This window comes from Bradyrhizobium sp. B097 (genome assembly GCF_038957035.1).
Taxonomy (GTDB): Bacteria; Pseudomonadota; Alphaproteobacteria; order Rhizobiales; family Xanthobacteraceae; genus Bradyrhizobium.
Window position 1 is genome coordinate 5,949,066 of sequence record NZ_CP152412.1, and the last position, 22,837, is coordinate 5,971,902.

Here is a 22,837-nt window from a genome sequence, read left to right on the forward strand (position 1 = left end):
TCAATGCCGAACGACCAGAGAATGGCTTGATCCAACAATCAGGTTTTCTCCTTCGCCGACCTCGAGAATCGAAAGCCTGTACTGCCCATCCGGCAATCCCTTAAGCAGAAAACCCACCTCGAAGCCGAAGCAGCACTCGCGGGCGGTCGCCTTCATATACTCCGTCACGTCCATTCGCTCGTGCCAATCGACCACCAGGCAATACCCGCTTTTGCCTGCGTTGGTTTCTCCTTCCGGAGACAACACCAAAAATGCGATGCGATTTCTGAGCGGTTCGAAGCCATCCTTGGCAAAAACCCAACCTCGGACCAGCACCCTGTAGCGCGGGTCTACCACCACGCGCTCCTCCGTTTGCGAATTGATGCTCTCAATCACGAACATGGAGCCATCAGGGCTCGCGACGGCTCCCTCCATTTCGACCGGCAAGCCCTCTCGAAGGTTCTGGAATCCCGTCAAGGCGGCTTCGCTACGCTGCAAATTGGCGAGCACCTCGACATGAACCGCAGCTCCCTTGATGGCCTGCTCAAGCTCCGATCGGCTCAGGCAGTCCAGCAGAGCGGAGTTCGAGCGTAGCTCCGCCGAGATCGAATCGCCCGCAGACACCCGCCTGACGACATCCAGATAGGCACGGCCGTAACGGGAGTCCGGCTCCAAGTGAGCCCCCTCGGCCCACTCGTTCCACGAATTAATGAATACGATCGGCTCTCCCACAGAACTCCGACGAGCCCGCTCCGCCGCCTCGCGCAGCCAGACTTCGAAAGCCTCGGGACTTGATCTGACGAACACATGTCCTCGCGAGCCTTTGCGTGGAGTGTTGTCCCAACGCGGCATGACCGAAGGAAAGAACGGAAAATCGTAGACCTTGCCGAGCGTCGAGCGCATGGCTTCAAGGTAGTCGTAGAGCTTTCCGGTGAAGTCCGACGGCGCCTCGACCTCCGCACGGCTCAGCTCTCTGGCAGAAACGGTATGGGGCGGGAATTCCACTGCGGCATCGCAATGGAATTCCCGAGGATCGAACTCGCCGAAAGTCATGGCATTGCAAATCAGCAACTCTCCAATGCCGAGTTCTTTTGCACGGAGCCGCCAAGTCTGGAACAAGCGCTCTTTGTCCGGGATCAGCGAGGGACGGTAGATGAGCAGTATCTTCCGACCGTCGACGGTGATGTAGCGATCGTCAAGAAGGATATCCGCCATGTCATCAATGAAGCGGACATCATCTTCAAGCGCGTGATTCTGGCCGAGAAGAAGCTCGGTATCGGAACCGTCCCATCGGCGCGACCAGTTTTCGTTCGCCCAGCAGATGCAGAACGGCAAGTTTGGCTCGCCGTCCTCCAGCAGAAGCTTGAGCGGCTGCTCCAAAAGTCTTCGTCCCTGAAACCAATAGGCATAGTAGCAAAAGCCATGAACGCCGTAACGGCGAGCCAACTCTGCCTGTTGCCGGCGCGTCTCGATCAATCTCATATCGTAGAAACCCAGATCAGCAGGCAACCACGGAGATTGGTGCGTCGGAAACTGCGGACGCATCTGGGAGACGTTGGTCCATTCGGTGAAGCCAGGTCCCCACCATCGATCGTTCTCCGCGAACGAATGGAATTGCGGCAGGTAGAAGCAGACGAAGCGCACTTCTTTCTTGGAGGCGTCGACCGATCCGGCGACTATCTTGTTGTCGCTGTTCGGAAACAACAGATCGTCGTAGTCGTCGGTCGAGAAGCCGAGTGCGAGGATCACTTCGCTGCTCGATGCCAGTTTCTCGAACAGCGGTATTTCGTAGTATTCGCCATCGTTTAGACTGATGCGAAGATAAATCTGCACGGGGTCGCGTTCGACAAGCGTGTTTCTCAGGGCGCGCGCCAGACGGCGACGCACTCCCGGCTTGGATAGATCGATACGAAAACCGGGACGGCCGATCGCACTCTGCGGACCAATGCTCGCCCGAACCGGCCGCCCCGTTCGTCCCTCTTCGACACAGTGGGAGCCGATGAAAAGCGCGAGCGAGACGGTTGAAGCGGGCGACCGGGCGTCGACGATCCAGCCGGATATTCCTCGCCCCGAATATTCGAGGATAGCGCCACGCAGCCTCTGCCCCGCCTGGAGATCACCCACATCGGGATCCAGGAACAGGCTCTGCGAGATGTCGTCCTGCTGAACCGGACTGGCAACGGGCAACATGTCCTTCGTATCCCTGACGCTCCGTTCGACCATCTTGTTCATTGCCACTCAATCTCCTGCCAACGTTTAACGCCGGCTCCAGTTTCTTTCCCGGTCACGCGGAAGTTCGATCCCGGGACAATGTTGCCTGACACGCCGTCGCTCGTGACCTCGCGGTGCTTATCGACCATCTTCACACAACCTGAGATTACACGAGCATTGTTCGGCGAATGCCACATTAACGCAATCTCTCTGTCGTCGATATGAAAGCCATTGTTAGTTCTGCTCAGATTGTCACGCGGATCTGCCCGCTTCCGTGCCTTCGCGCCCAAAAACAAAGCCGTTCACCATCGATCGTTGACTGCATGCGACGAGATGCCCGCATCCAACAATCTCAGCCGACACTCTCGCCCATCGCCTGCAGACGACGCTGCGCACCTTCGTTGTTCTGCTGCGCCGCTTGCCGATACCAGCGCAGTGCCTGATCACGGTCCTGCGCGACACCGTTGCCGGCGCGCAGCGCATCACCAATCGCGAGCTGGGCTTCGACCATGCCCTGCTTCGCTGCTGCTTCGAACCACGCGGCCGCCTTCGCCGGATCGGCGTCGCAGCCCTGCCCGCGCCCCACCATCACCGCAAGGTTGTATTGCGCGGTGGTGTGGCCCTGGCGCGCTGCGGCCTCGTACCACGTCACGCCCTGGGCGAGGTCCTGCTCGACGCCCTGCCCGGTGCAATACATAACGGCAAGCTTGAACTGAGCCGCCGCGTTGCCGCCGTCTGCAGCCTTGACGATCCAGCTCGCCGCGGCCTGCGAATCCTTGAGGCCGCTCTTGGGATCGGAATACAGCAGCGCGAGCGTGTGCTGGGCCTCGACATGGCCGGCGGTTGCCGCACGCTTGAACCATTGCGCCGCGGCCGGCAGATCGACGCTGCCGCCGGACCTTCCCATGTGCAGCCCGCCGAGCTGAAATGCGGCGGCAGGATGACCGACCTCGGCCGCGTCGGTCAGGAGCGTGCGCGCTTCCGCGAGACGCGCTTCGGACGGCTCTTCCTGCATCAGGAACACGGCATAGGCCGTCTTCGCATCGGCGTCGCCGCCGTTGGCCGCCTTGCTCAACCACTCCGCGGCGCGCGCCTGATCACGCGGCACGCCATTGCCTGCCGAGTAGAGCCGGCCAAGCTGCACAGCCGCGGCACTGATGCCGCCTTCGGACGCGCGCTCGAACCACTTGATCGCGGTCGCGACATCGCGCGTCACGCCGTTGCCATTGAGATAGAACACCGCAATGTTGTGAGCCGCCGTGGCGTGGCCGCTCTCGGCCGCACGCTCGAACCATTTCGCCGCCTGACGAATGCTGGGCGGAACGCCGGTGCCGGTGGCATAGAAACGCCCGGTGAAGAATTGCGCCTGCGCATCGCCGCGCTCGGCCGCCTTCTCGTACCAATACGCCGCCTCGCGCAGATCCGGCTCGGCTGAGGTGCCGAGCGCATAGAACTCGGCCAGCGCCTGGATGGCCGGCAGATAGTCTTTCCGCGCTGCCTTGCGCAACGCGGTCTCGGCCTTGTCGATATCCTTGGCAACGCCTCTGCCGGCGAGCCGCAACAGCGCAATGTTGTAGAGCGCGATAGTATCATCATGGGTCGCGGCGCTCTGGAACAGCCGCGCGGCTTCGTCGGCATTCTCGGGAAGCCCGGTGCCCTTGAGGCACATGAACGCGAGCGCCACCTGCGCGCGCACATGTCCCTGCTCCGCGGCCTTGTGATACCAGATCGCAGCCTGCGCGAAATCAACGGGAACGCCGCGGCCCTGATAATGCACATCACCGAGCGCGAATTCGCCGGACGCAGCCTTCTGCTCGGCCGCGGCCTCGTACCAGCGCAACGCGGTTGCATGATCCTTGGTGCAGCCCGCCCCACTGGCGTACATGTCGCCGAGGATCGCCTGCGCGTCCGCCTTGCCGGCTTCCGCCGCCACCGACATCCAGAGGAAGGCGGCGTCGACATCCTTGGGCACGCCGATGCCGTTCGGGAAGACCATATCGTGGAGATTGGTCGCCTTGTCGCCCAGACGCTGTGCAGTGGATTGCCGCCACATCTCGGGCCTGTTCGGACCGACCGTCGGCTTGACCCCGTTGAGGTAGATCACGCCAAGCTGGAATTGCGCTTCGGTATATCCCTTAAGGGCAGCGCGCTCGTACCACGCAACCGCGTCGGGGAGGTTGCCGATGACGCCCTCGTTCCGCGCATACAGCAACCCGATACGGTAATCTGCCTCCGGGTTGCCCGCTTGCGAGGCAAGCCTCCAAAGCCGCAGGGCCTCGAGATACTGCCGGTTCTCATACGCCTCCAGCCCCCGTTCAAACTGCTTTGGATCTGAACGGGATGTACTGGGCCGGAAAAGGCCAATCAGGGATGGTGACAACACTGTCATGGCTCGCGCATGGACTCATTCATGCCGCGCAGCATGCCGCCGAGCAGATACATCGCGACCGAGCGTGTCCCGACATTGACATCGCCCTGCAGCGTCATGCCGGGGATAAGGCGGAAGTTCGCCGGAACATCCTTGAAGTTGGTGTGGTCGACCGAGCAGCGCGCCTTGTAGTAGGCATCGACGGGCTTTCCGTCATCATCGGTCGTGAAGGCGCCTTCGCTGATCCAGCGAATCTTGCCTTGCGCCGTGCCGTGCTCCGCGGCGTTGAAGGCATCGATCTTCATCGTACAGGGATCGTTCGGCCGGACAAAGCCGACGTCACGCGACAGGATCCGGATCTCGGCTTCGAGCCGCGTCTTGAGCGGCATCAGCGTGATGAAGGGATCGCCGGGCTTCAGCACGGATCCAACCGAGAGCTTGGCCAGGGTCAGGACGACCGAGGGCTCGGCGGCCGTCCAGCGGACGAGATCCTGATGCTTGACGGCCTTGTCATAGGCCGCGCGGGCGGTATCCAGGCTGTTGCGCGTCGTGACCAGATCCTGGCTCAACTGCGCGTTCCATTGCTGGATGAACGCCCTGCGATCCGCCTTCAGCGAGTCCAGCTGGTGTTGCGCTTCCAGCAGACTGTTGTGCGTATTGTCGATCTGACGCAACAACTCCAGGCGGGTATCCTGCGATAGATAAAGATTCAGCTTGGACCCGCTACCGCTCTCGGCGAGCGTCGAGCGCATGTCCTCGATCTTGCCGGCGATCTCGGCACGCTGACCATACCGCTCGTCGTCCTTCTTCGCCTTCAGGATCGTCGCTTCGGTCTGGCTGATCTTGGAATCGTAGCTGGTCACCTGCGCGGTGTACTGGGCAACGCGCTGGTCGTAGAGCGCCTTTTGCAGGGCGTTGTACCTGGTGACATCCTGATCACTGGATTGGCCGTATGACAGCGGCTTCCCGGACAGTTCGGCCTCATCCCGCGCAACCTGTGCGTCCAGGCTCGCGATCTGCAGCTTGTACTGAGTGACGTCAGCCACGGTGAATGTCGAGTCGAGGGTCGCGAGCAGTTGCCCGGTCTCGACCTGCTCACCTTCCCGAACATCGATCGTCTTGATGATCGACGGGTCCAACGCCTGCAGCACGTTGATCTGATCGACGGGAACCATCCTGCCCCCCACGCTCATGATCACCCGGTCAAGGCGCATCAAGCACATGATCGCCACGATCGATACCAGGAATGCTGACAGCACGAACAGCGTCGCGCGGGCCAGCTGCGGCTCGGCGGCTTCCCGGATGGCATCGGTTTCGGACTGGAACTGGCGAACGGTCGCGAGCGAAGCTTGATTAGGAGACAAGGGTCGGACTCCTGAAGTTCTTGTCGCTGCGACCCGTCGGCGCGAGGTGCGTATTCTGCTGGTACCACAGCGAGCTGTAGATATCGTTTCGTTCCAGAAGCTCGTCGTGGCGCCCGATGTCGTTGACCACGCCGCGATTGAGCACGAGAATCGCATCGGCCTTGGTCAGCGACGACAGGCGGTGCGAAATGATGATCAGCGTGCGCCCATGCGCGATCCGCGAGATGTTCGCATTCACGATCGTCTCGCTCTCGGCATCGAGCGCGCTGGTCGCTTCGTCCAGGATCAGGATCGGCGGATTGACGATCAGCGCGCGCGCGATCGCGAGGCGCTGGCGCTGGCCGCCGGAGAGATTGGTCGATCCCTCGTAGATATAGGTCTCGTAGCCGCGCGGCAGCTTGTCGATGAACTCCTCGGCACCGGCCAGCCGCGCCGCCCTGACGATTTCGTCGAACGTCGCATCCGGCTTTGCCGCCGAAATATTCTCGCGGATCGTGCCGCTGAACAGGAAGTTTTCCTGCAGCACGACGCCAATATTGCGCCGGAGATGGTCGACGTCGTATTCGCGAACATCGATGCCGTCGACCTTGATCAGCCCGCCATAGTCGGAATGCAGGCGCTGCAACAGCCGGGTAATCGTGGTCTTGCCCGAGCCGCTCTTGCCCATCACGCCGAGCGTCGTGCCGAGAGGAATCTCGAAGGAGATGTTGTTCAGCGCCGGCGATACCGCGCCCTTGTACTTGAACGTGACACCGGCGAATTCGACCAGCCCCTTCAGCGGCACCCTCACGCCATGGCCGGTGCGCCCCTCCTCGGGCGGCTGATTGACCAGCTTGCCGACGATCGCGACAGCCGTGCGCGCCTCGTCATACTGGTTGACGAGTTGCGCCATCTGCATCAGCGGACCGGCGACCCGCTGCGACAGCATCAGAAAGGCAAACAGCGCGCCAATGTACATCGGATCATCGCTCGTTATGGCCAGGTAGACGCCGAGCGCATAGGGCGCGCTCACCGCCAACCGCTCCAGCGGACGTACCACCGTCTGGATGGCAATTCCGCTCATGCCTTCCGCAAGACGCGCATTGGCGACGCGCGCAACCAGCACATCCCACATGTGCCGCTGACGTGAATCGAGCGCCAGAGACTTGATCGTTCTCATTCCGTTCAGGCTCTGGATCAGGAACGCGCCCTGCGCGCCTTCAGCCGCGAGAACTGCCGTCGACCTTTTCCGGTAGATCGGCAGCATCAAGACAAGCCAGGTGACGATCAGTGCTGCGAAGGAAAGCACAATCAGCGTCATGATCGGACTGAAGAAGAACATGACGGGCAGGAAGAAGATCAACGTCGTCGAATCGAGAATTGTCCCGAACAACTGCCCGGTCAGGAAGCCGCGAATCCGGAACACCTCGCGAATGTCCCGGGAAATAAGGCCGACAGGGTTCTGTTCGAAGTAATCGATCGGCAGATTGAGCACTTTTTCGAACACGTAGGTCGACAATTTGACGTCGAGACGTGCTGTCATGCGCTGGACGAGGTACTGCCGCAGGAACGAGAACGCGGCCTCGAACGCGATGATCACCAGCATCGTGACGCACAGCACGTAGAACGTGTTGAAGGCCTTGTAGTAGATGACCTTGTCCGAGAGCAGCCGCCAGAACATGATCGGCGCCAGGCCGAGGAAGCCCAGGATCAGCGCTGCGATCGCGACGTCGCGCAGGATGCGCCGCTCGCGGAACACAAGGGCGGCGACAAAGCCGAGGCTGAACGGCTGGGTCTCGTCGGAGATCTCGTAATCGCGCTTGGCCATGACGACGTCGCCCGACCAGATGTCCTCAAAGCGCGGTTGATCGATGACGAGCAGCGCATCCTCGCTCGCGTTCGGATCCTGCAAGACCACCCGGGTGCTGTTTTCATCGCCTTCGAGGCGCAGCAAGACCATGTGGCTGCCATCGCGCAGGCGAACGATTGCCGGCAGCGCCCGCTTGAGATGGCTCAGCCCCCTCCAGTCCAGCGTGACGGCCTTTGCCGTCATGCCCGAGGAATTCGCGCACTTCAAAAGCTCGGCAAGCGTGACTTCCTGGTCGCCCAGCAGATTGTCATGGATGAGCTGGGACGGGGTCAGGTGCAAACCATGCTGTCTTGCCACGATGACGAGACAGGCGAGACCCGAGGGCGGCAGCGCCTCCACCGAAGGTGCGCCGACGAGCGAGAGGTGTTTGGTCATGGAAGCCTCGAGGTTTCGACTGCGCAAGATCCGGTCCCTAGCGAGATATAACTTATCACTGTTAGTTCGCTAATGCAGCATTTTCAGCGCATCGTTCCGAAAAGATATGTGTCGCAACAAGCACAGAAGCCAGTTCCGGCCATTGCTACCGGTGGTTTAACCACGGAACCCTTATAACATTATTTAACATCTACAATCATGGAGCGGCGGCCTCCGTCTCCCGGAAGTCGAAGCCGCAGGCCTCGAGCTGCGGCCGAATCCGCCTCTCCTCGGCCTCCGGCATGAGCGCCAACGCGCAGACCTCGAAGTTCCCGCTGCGAACGGACACCGTGGGAAACCCGGCGCTCAGCAGCAGGTTTCCCATCCGGTCGCACGAAAACCCGGTCTTGTGCGCCATGTGGTGGCGTCCCTGCTCGATCGCGCCGGAATGCCCGTAGATCATGTCAAGTGGCCGTATCGGACCGGCCGGCGAGACATAGGCGACCGCACCGAGGCCCTGGGTCAGCATGTGCTGAGCCACCGCTTCCAGGTCGGGCGACATGATCAGCGCGAATCCGTCCGGCTTGAGGACCTCGCGGAACTGGACGAATGTGGGGTGTATCTCATGGGCATAGAGATGTTCCATCAGATGGGAGCACCAGATCGCGTCAAACGAGGCCGGCCGGCACAGTTTGGCGAGATCGGTAATCGAGCCGACGATATCCGGACTCAGGCTACCGTCGACATCGAGGCGAACCTCCTCCCACTCATGCGACGTCAGGAGCGGCTGGATCCGCTTGGCAACCGTCGATCCAGCACCGGCGTTCAGCATTTTCTTCTTGGCCAATTCGTGAGCTCCGCGGTTCGCGCATTAAGCGGCTGATTTCTGCAGCGATCGCTCGTCTCGACCAAAGTTGCCGGCGCTGCGGGAAACCATCGGCCACGGCACCACTCAATCGAGCGAGCCACACGCCTTTACAAAAGCTACGTGGTCCGAATGTGACGAACTAACGTTCTAACGTCCGTTAACGGAATGCCTGGAGCGGAACTTGAGACGGAGCTCGCCCGATCCGATGGCAAATGATCGACAAGTTCCGATCACCTTGTTCGTACACCAAAGAAAGCGCCGCCCAACCGAGGTCGAGGCGGCCCCCTCACTTCGTGAAGACCTGGGATGTTACAGCCTGGTCGAGTGACCATCGTTGAAGATCAGGTATTCGATGTTGCTGATCTGGGTCACCTGGCCATTGCTGAAGTTGATGTCCAGAGAACCGCCCTTGCCCGCACTGATGTCGGTCACGTCAGTCGAGGCGTGATCCAGGAAGGTCAGCGAGTCCTTGTTGCCGGCGCCACCGTCAATAGTGTCTTTGCTGTGGAGGTTGGACAAATAGAAGTAGTCCTGACCCGAGCCACCGACCATCGAGGCCGTGCCGGTGGCGGAGCCGACGAACGACGAACCGCCATTGCCGCCGATCAGCGTCTGCGTGCCCGAGCCGGCAACCATCGTATCGTGGCCGGAGCCGCCATACAGCGTGTCGTTGCCGGCACCGCCATAGAGCGAATCGTTGCCGTCGCCGCCGGAGAGCGAGGTCGCGTGCGACGCATCGCTGCCCGAATAGAGCGCGTCGTTACCGTTGCCGCCGTATTCGGCAACAGTGCGGATATCGCCAACCAGGAGGTCGTTGCCGGCGCCGCCATCCAGCGAGTCGGCACCGGTACCGCCATAGAGCGAGTCGTTGCCCGCACCGCCGTCCAGGATCGTGCCGTGCGATGCATCCGAGTGCGCGTAGATCGCGTCGTTGCCGCTGCCACCATACTCCGCAACAGTCCCGGCAGCACCGATCAGCAGATCGTTGCCGGCACCGCCGTCCAGCGTGTCGGAACCGATATTGGCAGGATTATACCCTGCACCGGCAACCAGCGTGTCGTCGCCCGCACCGCCATCGAGCAACGTGCCGAGCCCATAACCGGCGCCTGAGTAGAGAGCGTCGTTGCCGCTGCCACCGTACTCCGCAACAGTGGCGACGCCGCCCTTGAGCAGGTCGTCCCCGGCGCCGCCATCCAGCGTGTCGGCTACGGCGCTGGCACCACCCTCCAGCGTGTCGTTGCCGTCACCGCCCGACAGGTACGAGCCGTACCACGCAAACAAGTTCGCGTAGAGCAGGTCGTCGCCGGCGCCGCCGTAGAGCTGATCGCTGTATGTGCCGGCGACCAGCGTGTCATTGCCCGCGCCGCCGTCGAGCGTCTCGTTGTAGAAACCCGCGCTCAACCAGTCGTCACCGGTGCCGCCATACAGGCGATCATTGCCCCAGCCACCGAACAGCACGTCGTTGCCGCTACCGCCGTCCAGCGTGTTGATCCGGTCCAGTGATTCCAGCGAGCTGCCGGACAGCAGGGTATCGTCGCCGCTACCGCCATGCAGGTCCGACCAGTCACTGCCATAAAGCCAGTCATTGCCGGCGTCGCCGTAAAGCAGGCTGTGACCCACGCCGCCACCGTACACCGTATCGTTGCCCGCGCCGGCAAGAACCGTGGTACCGCGGTTGTTGTTGATGGTGATATCGTCGTTGCCGTCGCTGGTCGCGATCACCACCGGGGCGGCGCCGTTCACGGTCAGCGTCACGTCGCTCTTGGTGGCTTCGATGATCGCCTTCAGCTTGGCATCGAGCTTGATCGTGTTGTTGGCGTTGGTTTCGATCAGAACATTGGCGTTCGGATCCGGGTTGCTGATCCCGGCGCCCACCTCGACCGGGATGGTCGCGCCGTCATCCGGGCTGGTGTAACCGATCCCCGCGCTGATCAGATAGTCGAGAATCTGTTGCCGGGTTGCGTGATCGATCGTGGAGCTGATCGCGGCCTTGAGCTGCGTCTGGTTCAGGTTTTGCGTCACCATCGATGGAGCCCCTGCTTCGATGCGCTACATCAACGCTAAGCAAATACTCAAATGATCTCGATGATTCACAATTGGAGCAGGCAGCAACGCTGCGACATTATCAGACAGCGCTTCATAACACCACCTGCAATCGAAAAAAGCGCCGCCTCAACCAGGGTCGAGACGGCGCCTTCGTTTAGTGCAGACCTGAGATCTTAGTTCAGGATTGGGATCTTACAGCTTGGTCGAGTGACCATCGTTGAAGATCAGGTATTCGATGTTGCTGATCTGGGTCACCTGGCCATTGCTGAAGTTGACGTCCAGAGAACCATCCTTGCCCGCGGTGATTCCGGTCACATCGGTCGAGGCGTGATCCAGGAAGGTCAGCGAGTCCTTGTTGCCGGCACCGCCGTCAATGGTGTCGCTGCTGTGGAGGTTGGACAGGTAGAAGTAGTCCTGACCAGAGCCGCCGACCATCGAGGCCGTACCGGAGGCGGAACCGACGAACGAGTCGTTGCCGCCGCCGCCGAGCAGCGTCTGGTTGCCCGAGCCGGCGACCAGCGTGTCGCTGCCGGAGCCGCCATACAGCGTGTCGTTGCCGGCACCGCCATAGAGCGAGTCGTTGCCGTCACCGCCAAACAGCTTCGTCGCATGCGACGCATCGCTGCCCGAGTAGAGCACGTCCTTGCCGGCGCCGCCGTACTCGGCAACGGTGCCGGTACCGCCGACCAGCAGGTCGTTGCCGGCACCACCGTACAGGGTGTCGGCACCCGCACCGCCATACAGCGAGTCGTTGCCGGCACCGCCGTCGAGGATCGAGCCGTGCGACGCATCCGAGTTCGAATAGAGCGCATCGTTGCCGGCACCGCCGAACAGCTCGTTGTTGCCCGAACCGCCGATCAGGACGTCGTTGCCCTTGCCGCCGTCGAGAATCTGGTTGCCCGAACCGCCGGTCAGCGTGTCGTTGCCGTCGCCGCCGAACAGGCGATCGTTGCCGGCACCGCCGTACAGCGCGTCGTTGCCCGTGCCGCCAAGCAAGATGCTGGAATTGCCGACAGTGCTGCCGGAGACCAGCACGTCGTTGCCGCTGCCACCCAACAGGGTCGACGAGCTGCCGCCGTAAAGCGTATCGTTGCCGGAGCCACCGATCAGGGTGTCGGCACCGATCCCGGACAGCAGATCATCGCCCTTGCCGCCATCGAGCGTGCTGTGACCGGAAACGTTGTCGATCAGGACGTCGTCGCCGTTGCCGCCGGAGAGCGAGTCGTGACCCGCGCCACCGAAGATCGTGTCGTTGCCATTGCCGGCGAGAACCGTGGTGTCACCGGTGTTGTTGATGAAGATCTGATCGTTTCCGTTGCCGGTCGCGACCAGCACCGGGGTGCTGCCGTTCACCGTCAGCGTGACGTCCTGGTTGGTCGCCTCGATGATCGCCTTCAGGCTGGCGTCGGTGGTAACAGAGTTATTCGGGTTGGTTTCGATGAGAACGTTGGCGTTCGGGTCGGGGTTGCTGATGCCGGCGCCCACTTGCACCGGGATCGAGCTGCCGTCATCCGGGCTGGTGTACCCGATGCCTGCGTTGATCAGATAGTCAAGAATCTGTTGCTGGGTCGCGTGATCGATCGTGGAGTTGATCGCATGTTTGAGGTCAGTCTGGTCGAGATTGTAAGTCGCCATCGATGTAGCCCCTGCTTGGGATACGAGGATTCAAGCCGCTCGCCCGCACGTAAGCTGTTGATTCACAACTGGTTTGTTGCGACGCAGCTCAAATGTGGACACACGTTACGAACTTGTTAAGTCCATTGTTAAGTCCGCAATATCGGAGTGTCAATCAGCAATGCGCTATTAACGTCTGGTTCCATGAGACTTATGTGAGACTTAGCACCATCTCGGTCGCGGACTAACATTCAGCGCAGGCAGCTCACAAATGTTAGCCGCGATGCAAAAAAGGGTAGTGATTATACGGGGTTTCATCCGGTCCCAAGATGGCGCCAGGGCGCCGAATTTCGCAGCCTTTGTGCACGCTTCGACGCGATTTTCTGATCTGAAAAAATATTTCTGCGCCGCGTAAGCGCTTTTTCAGAAAAGCGTCAAACGTCACAACCGGCCGGCCAGCGAGTGGCGTTATGCCGGGTTCTGGTTGCAGGCTGCGAGCGTCAAGCGGGCAAAAACCGGGGAATCGATCGTAGAATCGGGGCAATTCGGCCCCGCGGCCAAAGCCGGAGGGGCGCCCAAACAAGCACCCGATATAACAAATTAACATTAGATTCGCCGCAATCCGTTAGGGACAAGAGCGCGGCAACGGGCAAGACGGCGCCCGATCACGGGCGGAGCAACCGTCTGCGGCGATCATCCAGCGGCGCGCGCGTAGATGGCCTCGAGCAGCCGCAGATTCTCCTCCGGCGCGTAACGCTCGATATAGGCGGTCCGCGCAGCCTGCCCCCATGCCGTTGCGAGATCGGGGGCGCCCAGAAGCTCAACAATCCGCTGTCTGAGCCCTGCCGCGTCGCCCGGCGGCACCAATGTGCCGGTCTTGCCGGCGCTCACCACCTCGGCAAGTCCGCCGATCTCGGATGCGATCACCGGCGTCCCCTGTGCGAAGGCTTCGACCACGACCATCGGAAATCCCTCGTACCATAGCGACGGCACGACCAATGCCCGGGCACTCGCCATTTGCCGAAGCACGTCTGCGCGCGAGAGCGCGCCGAGGAACCTGACATTGGCGGGCGCCCGAGCTTCAAGCGCAGCGCGCTCCGGCCCCTCGCCCACGATCCGCAACGGTACGCTGGTCCCGGCAACAGCGTCGAGCAATACGCCGACGCCCTTCTCGCGGCTCAGCCGTCCGACATAGAGCAGCCCGGCGCGCGGTATCGCCGGATCGGGTGCACCCGGATCGGCCATGAAGTTCGGCTTCACGTCGATCCGGCGGGCATCGAAGCCGGCCTGCGTGAACAACGTTCGGGCAAACTGCGTCAGCGCGATCAGGCGAACGCCGGGACGCGTCCAGGTGCCGCGGCGCTGGTGCCGCGCGATCATGTAGGCCGAGGCCAGCGAGCCCGGCAGCGATCCGCGGTAGCAGCGATGCACGACACCCCAGAGATGGCCGCGGTCCAGGCATTTGTGGCAGATGCGGCCGTCGCGCAGCAGCATGCCGCCGGTGCAGATAGTGCGGTAATTGTGCAGCGTCACCACCGCAGGCACGCGCTGCTGCCGGCAGACATCGAACACGGCAGGCGAAAGCAGTGGGAAGAAATTGTGGACGTGGACGATGTCGGGGCGAAAGCGGCCGATCACCTCCGCCATGGCCCGTTTTCCCTCCACATTATCGGCGATCGACAACGTCGTCGCGATCCGCGCGGCAAGCGAATTGATCGCTTCGTTGCTGACCGTGAGCGTCTCAACACTGTGTCCAGCGTCGCGCAGCAGGTCGACTTCCGCTTCGAACACGACGTCTTCGCCGCCGCGTCCCTGATACCTGTTGTGAGCGACCAGGATCTTCATGATCGGCGTGCCGGCTCGGGAAACCAGCGCAGCTCCGTCACCAGGCTTTGGCCGGCGGCCAGCGTTCCGGAGCCGATCAGCGTCGTCGCCGGCACCTTGAGATCGAACGACGGCGAATACCACCCGGCCGGCACGGTTTCGTCACCGCGATACGGCGTCCAGCTGAGCGCCGCCGGCAGCTCGAGCTCGCCGCGTCCGCCGGGCCATGACAGGCGCGCGTGACGCCCTTCGAGCTTGCATTCGACGTCGGGACCGAGATGCCAGCTGAGGCTCGCCGGCACCGCAAGCCCCTCATCGGCAAGCACAACATCGGTAACGACGAGCCGCGCCGCCTGACGCTGCAATTGCACTGAACGGCGATGCACGAGACGATCTGCCGTGTCCTGATATCCCGAATGCTCCGCGACCCAGCTTGCGTCCGCATCACGATCGTCCAGGCCGCTCAATGCGATCAGCCGGCTCTGCGCGTGCCGCGTCCACAGAAACGGCCCGCCCGACACCGACTGGTCGCGCCCGAACAGGCAGAGCGTGTTGTGCGCCAGCGTGGAACGGAAATAGGCGCGCCATCGCGGATCGCCGTGATAGCAATAGGTGCCGGGGTCGGCGAGGATATCGACGCCGCCGATCCTGCATTCGAGCGACAGCGCATCCGCGTGGGCATGGGCCGCAATGCGGCCGAAGCCATGCGGGCCGTGATCGCAGCGGCACCACACCGCTCGGGTGGCATCGACCAGAAAGGTCTGTCCCGCCTCATCAAGCGAATACGGACGGCGCGCAGGGCGCGCGGCGATCGCACGCGCCTTGATGCCGTCCGTCAGAAAAAACGTGCGCAGATCGGGCTGCGGCAGTTTGGGCCACCACGGCAGATCGCCGAACAGGCGCGCGCCGGTGGCGAGCAGACCGGGCCAGCGATTGCAGGCGGGATCGTCGAGCAACAGGCCGATGCCGTCGTCGCCATCGCCCTGACGCGGAGGATGCGCGCGGTCGTCGAGCATCGCAGCAATCGCATCGCTCATGCGGCACATCGTGGTCCAGACCATTTCGCCCAGCTGGTGCCCGGACGCTTCGCCCTGCACTGCCGCGGCCAGCAGCAGTTCGAGGACGAAGCCGTGATAATCGGTTGCGAGCTCGCGATTGCTGCCGCAGGCGAAGGTTTGCGCAACAGCTTCGTCTGCCAGCGTCCTGGCGGCATTCTGGCGCCACAGCGCGCTGTCGCGAAAAAAGGGAAACGCACAGGCCGCCACGAACTGCCCGGCAGCCTCCGCGATGATGTGGTTGTTGGCGGAGGAGCCACGGCTCGGGAACTGCGACAGCCAGTATTGGTGCGCATAGAGCTGCGTCAGGAACAGGTCATTGTCCTCGAACAGCGCAGGCGCGCCGGGCCAGTTCTGCAGCAGCTGCCGCACCCAGGCCCACGAGATCAGCCGCACGCCAAGCTCGATGCCGCTGATCCAGTGCGGGCCGCGCGGAAACGGATTTTCGCGCCACCAGCTTGTGAGATGCGCGGCCACACGCCTGGCGTAGCGTTCGTCCGAGGTCAGGTAATACGCCGACGCGAGCACCGTGAGATGGTGGTGACGCGACGACTCCCAGATGTATTTGATGTTCCCGACCGCGGCTTCGTCGCGATAGGGCACTGCAAACGCATACACGTCAGCAGGCGCCCGCTTGCCGCTGCGGACATCGACGAACCAGTCCGGCCGCTCGCCGAGGGCATTATGATCTCGGGCGAAGACCCGCCAATGTCCGGCGAGAATCCCGTCGGCGCTCCGGATGAGTCGCTCCGCGGCCTGCTGCGGAGCGTGCGCCGGCAAAGGCAGCGGCTTCAGCCGCGGCTGCCGCGGGCCCGGGGCCAGCCTGGCGCTGGCGTGTCGTGCGATAGCGGGCGGAGTGATGCGCCAGAGCAGGCGCAACAGCTGATCGTTCACCCGTCCCGCTAGCTCGGACGGCTCCATGCGCTGCAGCCTGCGCAGATACCAGGCCGGATTCATCTCAACGCAGTCGATGCGCGCACGACGCCCTGCTCTGCTGCGCCGATCGTCAGATCGACCGGCATCCCGGCGGCTGCGCTCTCCTGAACCGCGAGCGTTGCGCGGGTGGTCGCAAGCAGCGAGTCGAGCCCGATCGGCATCGCGGCCGCCGATGCGACCGCGGCGATGAAGGCATCCAGCATCGGCCGCTGCCCCTTGTCGAGCCGCGCTTTCTTCGCCGTCCGCTGTCCGGCGTGCCAGACCTCGAAGCCCGCGAAATTGTCAAAGGCAGCAAAGCCGGTGCTTGCCGATATTTCAAGCGCCTCCTTGGGCACACGCGGATCGCCGCCGGTGAGATAGCTGAGGCTCGCAACCGAGCCGTCGGCAAAGTCGAACGTGGCGACGAGATTGTCGACATCCTTGCCCGCGGTACGCGCCGAGACGCGCACCGGCTCGGCGCCGAGCCACCAGGACAATACGTCGATGAAATGGCCGCCCTCGCCGACGAATCGGCTGCCCTCGCTCTCGGCCTGCAGATACCAGGATGATTTCTCCAGCGGGCCGGCGATGACGCGATATTGCAAGGTCTGTGGCCCCGCCGGCGAGAACGCCGCGCGCATCCCCTGCAGCAGCGGCGAGAAGCGGCGATTGAAGCCGACCATCAGCCGGTTGTTGCCGGTCTCGCGGATCGCCTGCCCCAGCTGATCGAGCGCGTCTGGATCGATCGCGAGCGGCTTCTCGACAAACACCGCCTTGCCGGCGCGCAGCGCTTGGGTCGCGAGGTGGGCGTGGGAGGCATGGCGCGTCGCGATCAGCACGGCATCGATGTCGTCGGCCTCGAGCACCGAGGCCGCATCCGTCGAGGCACGCGCGAAGCCGAACTTGCGCACCGCGGTGGCGCCGCTGAGGCCGGTGTTGGTGGCGACCTCGACGAGATCGACGCGCGCGTGATTTGCAAGCTGCGGCAACAACATGCTGGAGGCATAATTGCCGGCGCCGATGACGCCGAGCCGGACCCGGCCGCTGCGCAGCGCGACGGCCGGACGATAGACCATCTGCATCGCGCGGGAAGCGGCGTCCGGATAGGTGAACACCATGCCGAGACCAACCTCGCCCCGGCTCATGCGCTCGAATGCCGACGTCGCCTGCTCCAGCGGCACCATGTCGGAAATCAGCGCAGAGAAATCCAGCCGCCCGTCGGCCAGCAGGGCGACGATCGCCTCCATGTTGCGCTTCTCGGTCCAGCGCACATGGCCGATCGGATAGTCGATGCCGCCCTCCTCGTAGAGCGGATCGTAGCGGCCGGGGCCGTAGGAGCGCGAGAATCGAACGTCGAGCTCCTTGTCGTAGAATTCGTTCCACGGCAGGTTCAGCGTGCATTTGCCGATGTCGACGATACGGCCGCGGTCGCGCAGCAACGCGGCCGAACGCGACGCGAGCTCCGGATCGTCGCTGCCCGCCGTGATGAACACGCAATCGACACCATTGCCTGCGGTCAGCTGATCGATCCGCGCGCGAAATTCGGCCGCGGCATCATCCGATGCGACCGCACAGAGCGCGGCACCCGCCGCCTCCGCCTGACCACAGCGCGGCTCCAGCCTGTCGAGCCCAACGACCACGACACCGGCGCTGCGCAGCAGGCGCACCATGATCTGCCCGATCAGGCCAAGGCCGATCACGCAGGCGGTCTCACCGAAACCGATTTCCGACTGGCGCATCGCCTGCAGCGCGATCGAGGCTATCGTCGTGAACGCGGCCTGGTCGAGCGCTGCACCGTCCGGCAGCGGCACGCAGAGGTTCACCGGCACCCAATTATATTCAGCATGGGTTGCATACTGATTGCCGCCGCAGCAGACCCGCTGTCCGAGCGCGAAGCCGCCGACACCCTCGCCCACCTCCACGACGGTGCCCGACAGCGAATAACCGAGCGGCGTGTAGGAATCGAGCCGGTTCATCACCTTCTGATAGGTCGCAAGCAATCCCTGCTGGCGAGCCGAGCGCACCACCTTGGCAACCTGGTCGGGGCGCGCACGCGCCTTGCCGAGCAGCGACAGCCGGCCTTCGGTGAATTTCATCATCTCGGTGCCGGTGGACACCGCCGAGAATGCCGTGCGCACCAAAACCCCGCCGGGGCGGCAGCGCGGAGCCGGCACGTCGATCAGCTTGAGCTCGCCGCTCTTATAGTTCTGCGCGATCTGCTTCACGGTCGGTCAATCGCCTCAAGTTAACAGTGCTCGTTGTATCGCGCCCGCCGCCCGCGATGAGGCCGGGAACATCGTCATAATTTATCTCATCGCCGACCGTTTAACATCGTTATCATTCCAGCAACAGGACCGGTTTGGGCGAGATCTCGACCTCACCGTTGGCGACAGCTCCTTCGCCGCCGTCCAGGCCCTGGTAACGGCTAAAACGCGGGTCGACCCGATGTACGGACCGCCCCTTGGTGGTCCAGAGGATCAAGCCGTAGCGGCCATCCGGCATGCGGAGTTCGACGCGCCAGGTCGACGGCGACGTCCTGCCTGCCGCCACGACGCTGGCGCCGACCAACCATGACTGGACCGTGCGATAGGCAATTCCGCTCGGAAGCAGCCCGCGTGCCCGATCCCACAATTTGCCGAAGTCGCCGCCCCCGCCGGCGAACTCGTACCAATAGAACCGGTCGACGCCGCTGATCCATTTCAGGATATAGGCGCGCGCCAGAAAGCCATCCGGGTTGTCCTCGTGCGACGACCAGCCGGCCTCGGTGTCCCAGATCGGCCTTGTGGAGAGATCGTGCGCGGCGAGGATCTGCTTGAAGCGGGCGATGATCCCGATCACCGCTTCGGGTTCGCTCGTATAGCCGTGGAAGGCGAAGACATCGGCATATTGTCCGCCGCCTTGCGCCATGAAGGCCTGTTGCCAACGATAGCCGTCCGGCGTGCCGTTGGACGACGGCGTCAGCACAGTCAGAGCGGGATCGCTGGCCTTGATGATCTGGTAGGCCCGTTTCTGCATCTGGACCATGGTCGCGATATCGCCCGAGTAATATTTGGGATCCTCGGGCTCGTTCCAGATTTCCCAGTATTTGATGCGGCCGGCGGCGCGGGTCACGGCCGCGCGCACCCATTCGTCCCATGATGTGAGATCGGCAGGCGGCGAGCTTGCGCCGGGCGTGAATGCCGGCGGCGCATCTTTCACCGACGCGGCCCAGCGCGGCGTGAAGGCGAGATTGAGGACGATCTCGACGTGCTCGCGCTCCGCCGCCGCAAGGATCGCGTCGAAGCGTGCCCAATTGTAGATGCCGGGCGCCGGGTTGATCTGCGCCCAGTAGATCGCACCCCACAGCCGGACGCCGTCAAACTTGAGCGCCGGCCATGGCTGCGACTGTCCGATCGCATTGATCGTCATGCCGAAAAGCGTCGGCGGGATCACCACGTTCACATGGCTCACATTGAGCACATCGTTTGCCGCCGCGCCGGCCCACTGCAGCGGCCATTTGTGAGCCAGCGGCGCCAGCGCACTCAAAACCAGCGCGATCGACGCCCTTTGTGCCCACTCCCTCACTCTACCTGCCATGTCGGTGTCTCGTCGCCGTCACATCCGCGGCGGGATTGCAAAATGGAAGCTGCGCATGTTAATGCCGATGTTAGTCGGATTGTGATGTTGTTAGGTCAATGGTATAGATCATCGCAGATGTCGAGAGCTGAACCATCACCGCGGCGGATCCTGATCATCGTCGAGAACCTTCCGGTTCCTTTCGATCGCAGGGTGTGGTGCGAGGCAACGTCGCTGCGCAAGGCGGGCTATGAAGTTTCGGTGATCTGCCCGAAGGGCCGCGGCCATACCGAATCCTACGAGTGCCTCGACGGCATTCACATTTACCGTCATCCGATGCCGGTGGAAGCACGCGGGATCGCCGCCTATCTCATCGAATATCCGGCCGCACTGTTCTGGGAGACGTGGCTTGCGATCAAGGTGGCGTGGAAGCACGGCTTCGACGTGATTCATGGCTGCAATCCGCCCGACCTGATCTTCCTGATCGGCCTGCTGTTCAAGCTCGGCGGCAAGCGCTTCGTGTTCGATCATCACGACGTCAATCCCGAGCTCTACGAAGCGAAGTTCGGCCGCAGGGACTTTTTCTGGCATCTGCTTCGGCTGGTCGAATATCTCACCTTCAAGACCGCAAGCATCTCGATCGCGACCAACGAATCCTATCGCGAGATCGCGATCACCCGCGGCCGGATGCCGGCCAACCGGGTCTTCGTGGTGCGCTCTGGCCCCAATCTCGAACGGGTGCGCTCCCGCCCGGCCGATCCGGCCTGGCGCCGTGGCCGGCGCTACAGCGTCGGCTATGTCGGCGTGATCGGCCAGTCGGAAGGCATCGATCTCCTGCTGCAGTCAATCGGCCACATCGTGCACGATCTCGGCCGCACCGACATCCAGTTCAACATCGCCGGCACCGGGCCGGAGTGGAATGCGGTGGTCAAGCTCTGCGCGGAAATGCAGCTCTCCGACTACGTGAACTTCACCGGCGCTATTGCCGATGACGCTCTGTTCACGATGCTCTCGACCGCAGATGTCTGCGTCAATCCGGATCGCGTCACACCGATGAACGACATCTCCACCATGAACAAGATCATGGAGTACATGGCGCTCGGACGGCCGATCGTTCAGTTCGAGGTTCGCGAAGGCCGCCGCTCCGCGCTCGACGCCTCGCTCTATGCGGCGCAGAACGACCCGCGGGATTTCGCCGGCAAGATCATCACGCTGATCGATAATCCGGCGCTGCGGCAGACGATGGGGGCCTATGGCCGCAGCCGCGTCGAGCGCGAATTGTCCTGGACGCATGAGGAGCCGAAGCTGCTCGCCGCCTATGAGGCGCTGTTCGCCAGAGCGCTTCCCTGGCAGAGCCGCGCCCCACGGGCGAACGCCACCACGGAGCGGCCGACGTCGCAGGCGCCCGGCGTCAACGCCAATGCAGCTACCGGGCGGGCATCGCGTTGAACGCCCTGCCGCCTCACTCACGTCAAACGCGACGCGGCCACGCGCAGGTCGCTGGATTGTCGAAGGTCGAAGCATGAACGTCAGCATTTTCGGCCTCGGCTATGTCGGAACGGTGTGCGCGGCCTGCTTCACCGAGCTCGGCCACCAGATCATCGGCGTCGACAAGAGCATCGATAAGGTCGACCTGATCCGCGAGGGCCGATCGCCGGTCATCGAGCCGGGCATCTCGGACAAGGTGGCGCACGCGGTTGCGACGGGTCAGTTGACCGCAACCACCGACGCCACCGAGGCGATCGTCAACAGCGACATATCGATGGTCTGCGTCGGCACGCCGTCGTCCGGCAACGGCAATCTCGACCTGACCGCGATCCGGCAGGTCGCCGTCGAGATCGGCCGCGGGCTGCGGGCAAAGAACGCGCCGCATACCGTGACGATCCGCTCCACCGTGCTGCCCGGCACCACCCGCGACACCGTCGGGCCGCTGATCGAGGAAGCCTCCGGCAACAAGATCGGACGCGATTTCGACCTCGCCTTCAATCCGGAGTTCCTGCGCGAAGGCAGCGCCATTGCCGACTTCAACGCGCCGTCCAAGACCGTGGTCGGCGCCTTCAACCAGGAAACCGCCGACCGCGTCATGGCGCTCTACAAGGATCTGCCCGGCGCCAAGATCACGCCGCCGGTCGAGACCGCCGAGCTGGTCAAATATGTCGACAACAGCTGGCACGCGCTGAAGGTCAGCTTCGCCAACGAGATCGGCGCCATCGCAAAGACGCTCGGCATCGACGGCCGCGACGTCATGAACATCTTCCTGCAGGACACAAGGCTCAACATCTCGCCGGCCTATCTGCGGCCGGGTTTTGCCTTCGGCGGCTCCTGCCTGCCCAAGGACGTCAAGGCGCTAAAGCACCTCGCGCACAGCCGTGGTCTGTCGACGCCGGTGCTCGAAAGCATCCTGCCGAGCAACGACATGATCATGTCGCGCGGCGCCGACTGGATCCTGTCGCACGACGGCCGCCGCATCGCGTTCCTCGGCATCAGCTTCAAGGCCGGCACCGACGATGTCCGCGACAGCCCCTTCGTCGAGCTGGTCAAAAGCCTGCGCGGCGAGCAGCGCGACATCCAGATCTACGACCCCAACGTACGGCTGTCGCAACTGATCGGCGCCAACCGCGACTTTCTGATGCGCAACCCGGAGCTGGTCGGCTTGCTGCATGACGATGTGACGGCGACGATCGAATGGGCCGACATCATCGTGCTGACGACCGCCGATCCGCGCTTCGTTGCGGCGCTGAAGGCAACCCGGCCCGACCAGGTGGTGCTCGAACTGTCGGACATTGGATTGCCCCGAGAGGTGCGCGCCAAGGTGAGCGGCTTCCACTGGTAGGG

General features: G+C 63.0%; 13 protein-coding genes. 2 read left to right on the top strand and 11 right to left on the bottom strand.

Annotated elements, in window-relative coordinates; genetic code table 11:
- From AAFG07_RS27820 to AAFG07_RS27870, 11 genes are all read right to left on the bottom strand, one after another.
- Positions 1-2,211 carry a glycoside hydrolase family 99-like domain-containing protein gene (locus AAFG07_RS27820; protein ID WP_342723000.1) on the bottom strand — a complete coding sequence of 737 codons (2,211 nt, stop codon included), beginning with the start codon at positions 2,209-2,211 and terminating at the stop codon, positions 1-3.
- A 331-nt stretch (positions 2,212-2,542) separates the two neighbouring features.
- Complete coding sequence (locus tag AAFG07_RS27825) at positions 2,543-4,402, bottom strand: tetratricopeptide repeat protein (RefSeq protein ID WP_342723001.1); 1,860 nt, start codon at positions 4,400-4,402, stop codon at positions 2,543-2,545.
- Positions 4,403-4,575: 173 nt separating this feature from the next.
- Positions 4,576-5,922, bottom strand: a complete 1,347-nt coding sequence (locus AAFG07_RS27830; protein WP_342723002.1) for an HlyD family type I secretion periplasmic adaptor subunit — start codon at positions 5,920-5,922, stop codon at positions 4,576-4,578.
- On the bottom strand, positions 5,912-8,146 hold the full coding sequence (locus AAFG07_RS27835; protein ID WP_342723003.1) for a peptidase domain-containing ABC transporter: 2,235 nt from the start codon (positions 8,144-8,146) through the stop codon (positions 5,912-5,914). Before AAFG07_RS27835 ends, AAFG07_RS27830 begins: the two co-directional genes overlap by 11 nt.
- Positions 8,147-8,342: 196 nt before the next feature.
- Complete coding sequence (locus AAFG07_RS27840; RefSeq protein WP_342729260.1) at positions 8,343-8,957, bottom strand: methyltransferase domain-containing protein; 615 nt, start codon at positions 8,955-8,957, stop codon at positions 8,343-8,345.
- Between the two features lie 345 nt (positions 8,958-9,302).
- Positions 9,303-11,018: a calcium-binding protein gene (locus tag AAFG07_RS27845; protein ID WP_342723004.1), complete on the bottom strand. Its 1,716-nt coding sequence runs from the start codon at positions 11,016-11,018 to the stop codon at positions 9,303-9,305.
- A gap of 213 nt (positions 11,019-11,231) precedes the next feature.
- Entirely contained in the window at positions 11,232-12,674 is a 1,443-nt protein-coding gene (locus AAFG07_RS27850; protein ID WP_342723005.1) for a calcium-binding protein, read from the bottom strand.
- A 672-nt stretch (positions 12,675-13,346) separates the two neighbouring features.
- Positions 13,347-14,498, bottom strand: coding sequence for a glycosyltransferase (locus tag AAFG07_RS27855; protein WP_342723006.1), 1,152 nt, complete (start codon positions 14,496-14,498; stop codon positions 13,347-13,349).
- A complete protein-coding gene (locus AAFG07_RS27860; protein ID WP_342723007.1) occupies positions 14,495-16,489 on the bottom strand; it encodes an alginate lyase family protein in 1,995 nt (664 codons plus the stop codon). The genes AAFG07_RS27855 and AAFG07_RS27860 overlap by 4 nt, the downstream gene beginning before the upstream one ends.
- Positions 16,486-18,672: a bi-domain-containing oxidoreductase gene (locus tag AAFG07_RS27865; protein ID WP_342723008.1), complete on the bottom strand. Its 2,187-nt coding sequence runs from the start codon at positions 18,670-18,672 to the stop codon at positions 16,486-16,488. Before AAFG07_RS27865 ends, AAFG07_RS27860 begins: the two co-directional genes overlap by 4 nt.
- A gap of 112 nt (positions 18,673-18,784) precedes the next feature.
- Positions 18,785-20,023: a glycosyl hydrolase gene (locus AAFG07_RS27870; protein ID WP_342723009.1), complete on the bottom strand. Its 1,239-nt coding sequence runs from the start codon at positions 20,021-20,023 to the stop codon at positions 18,785-18,787.
- 117 nt (positions 20,024-20,140) lie between these two features.
- Between AAFG07_RS27870 and AAFG07_RS27875 the strand changes: the two genes are divergently transcribed.
- Positions 20,141-21,451 carry a glycosyltransferase family 4 protein gene (locus tag AAFG07_RS27875; protein WP_342723010.1) on the top strand — a complete coding sequence of 437 codons (1,311 nt, stop codon included), beginning with the start codon at positions 20,141-20,143 and terminating at the stop codon, positions 21,449-21,451.
- 73 nt (positions 21,452-21,524) lie between these two features.
- Positions 21,525-22,835, top strand: a complete 1,311-nt coding sequence (locus AAFG07_RS27880; RefSeq protein WP_342723011.1) for a nucleotide sugar dehydrogenase — start codon at positions 21,525-21,527, stop codon at positions 22,833-22,835.
- Positions 22,836-22,837 lie beyond the last annotated feature (2 nt).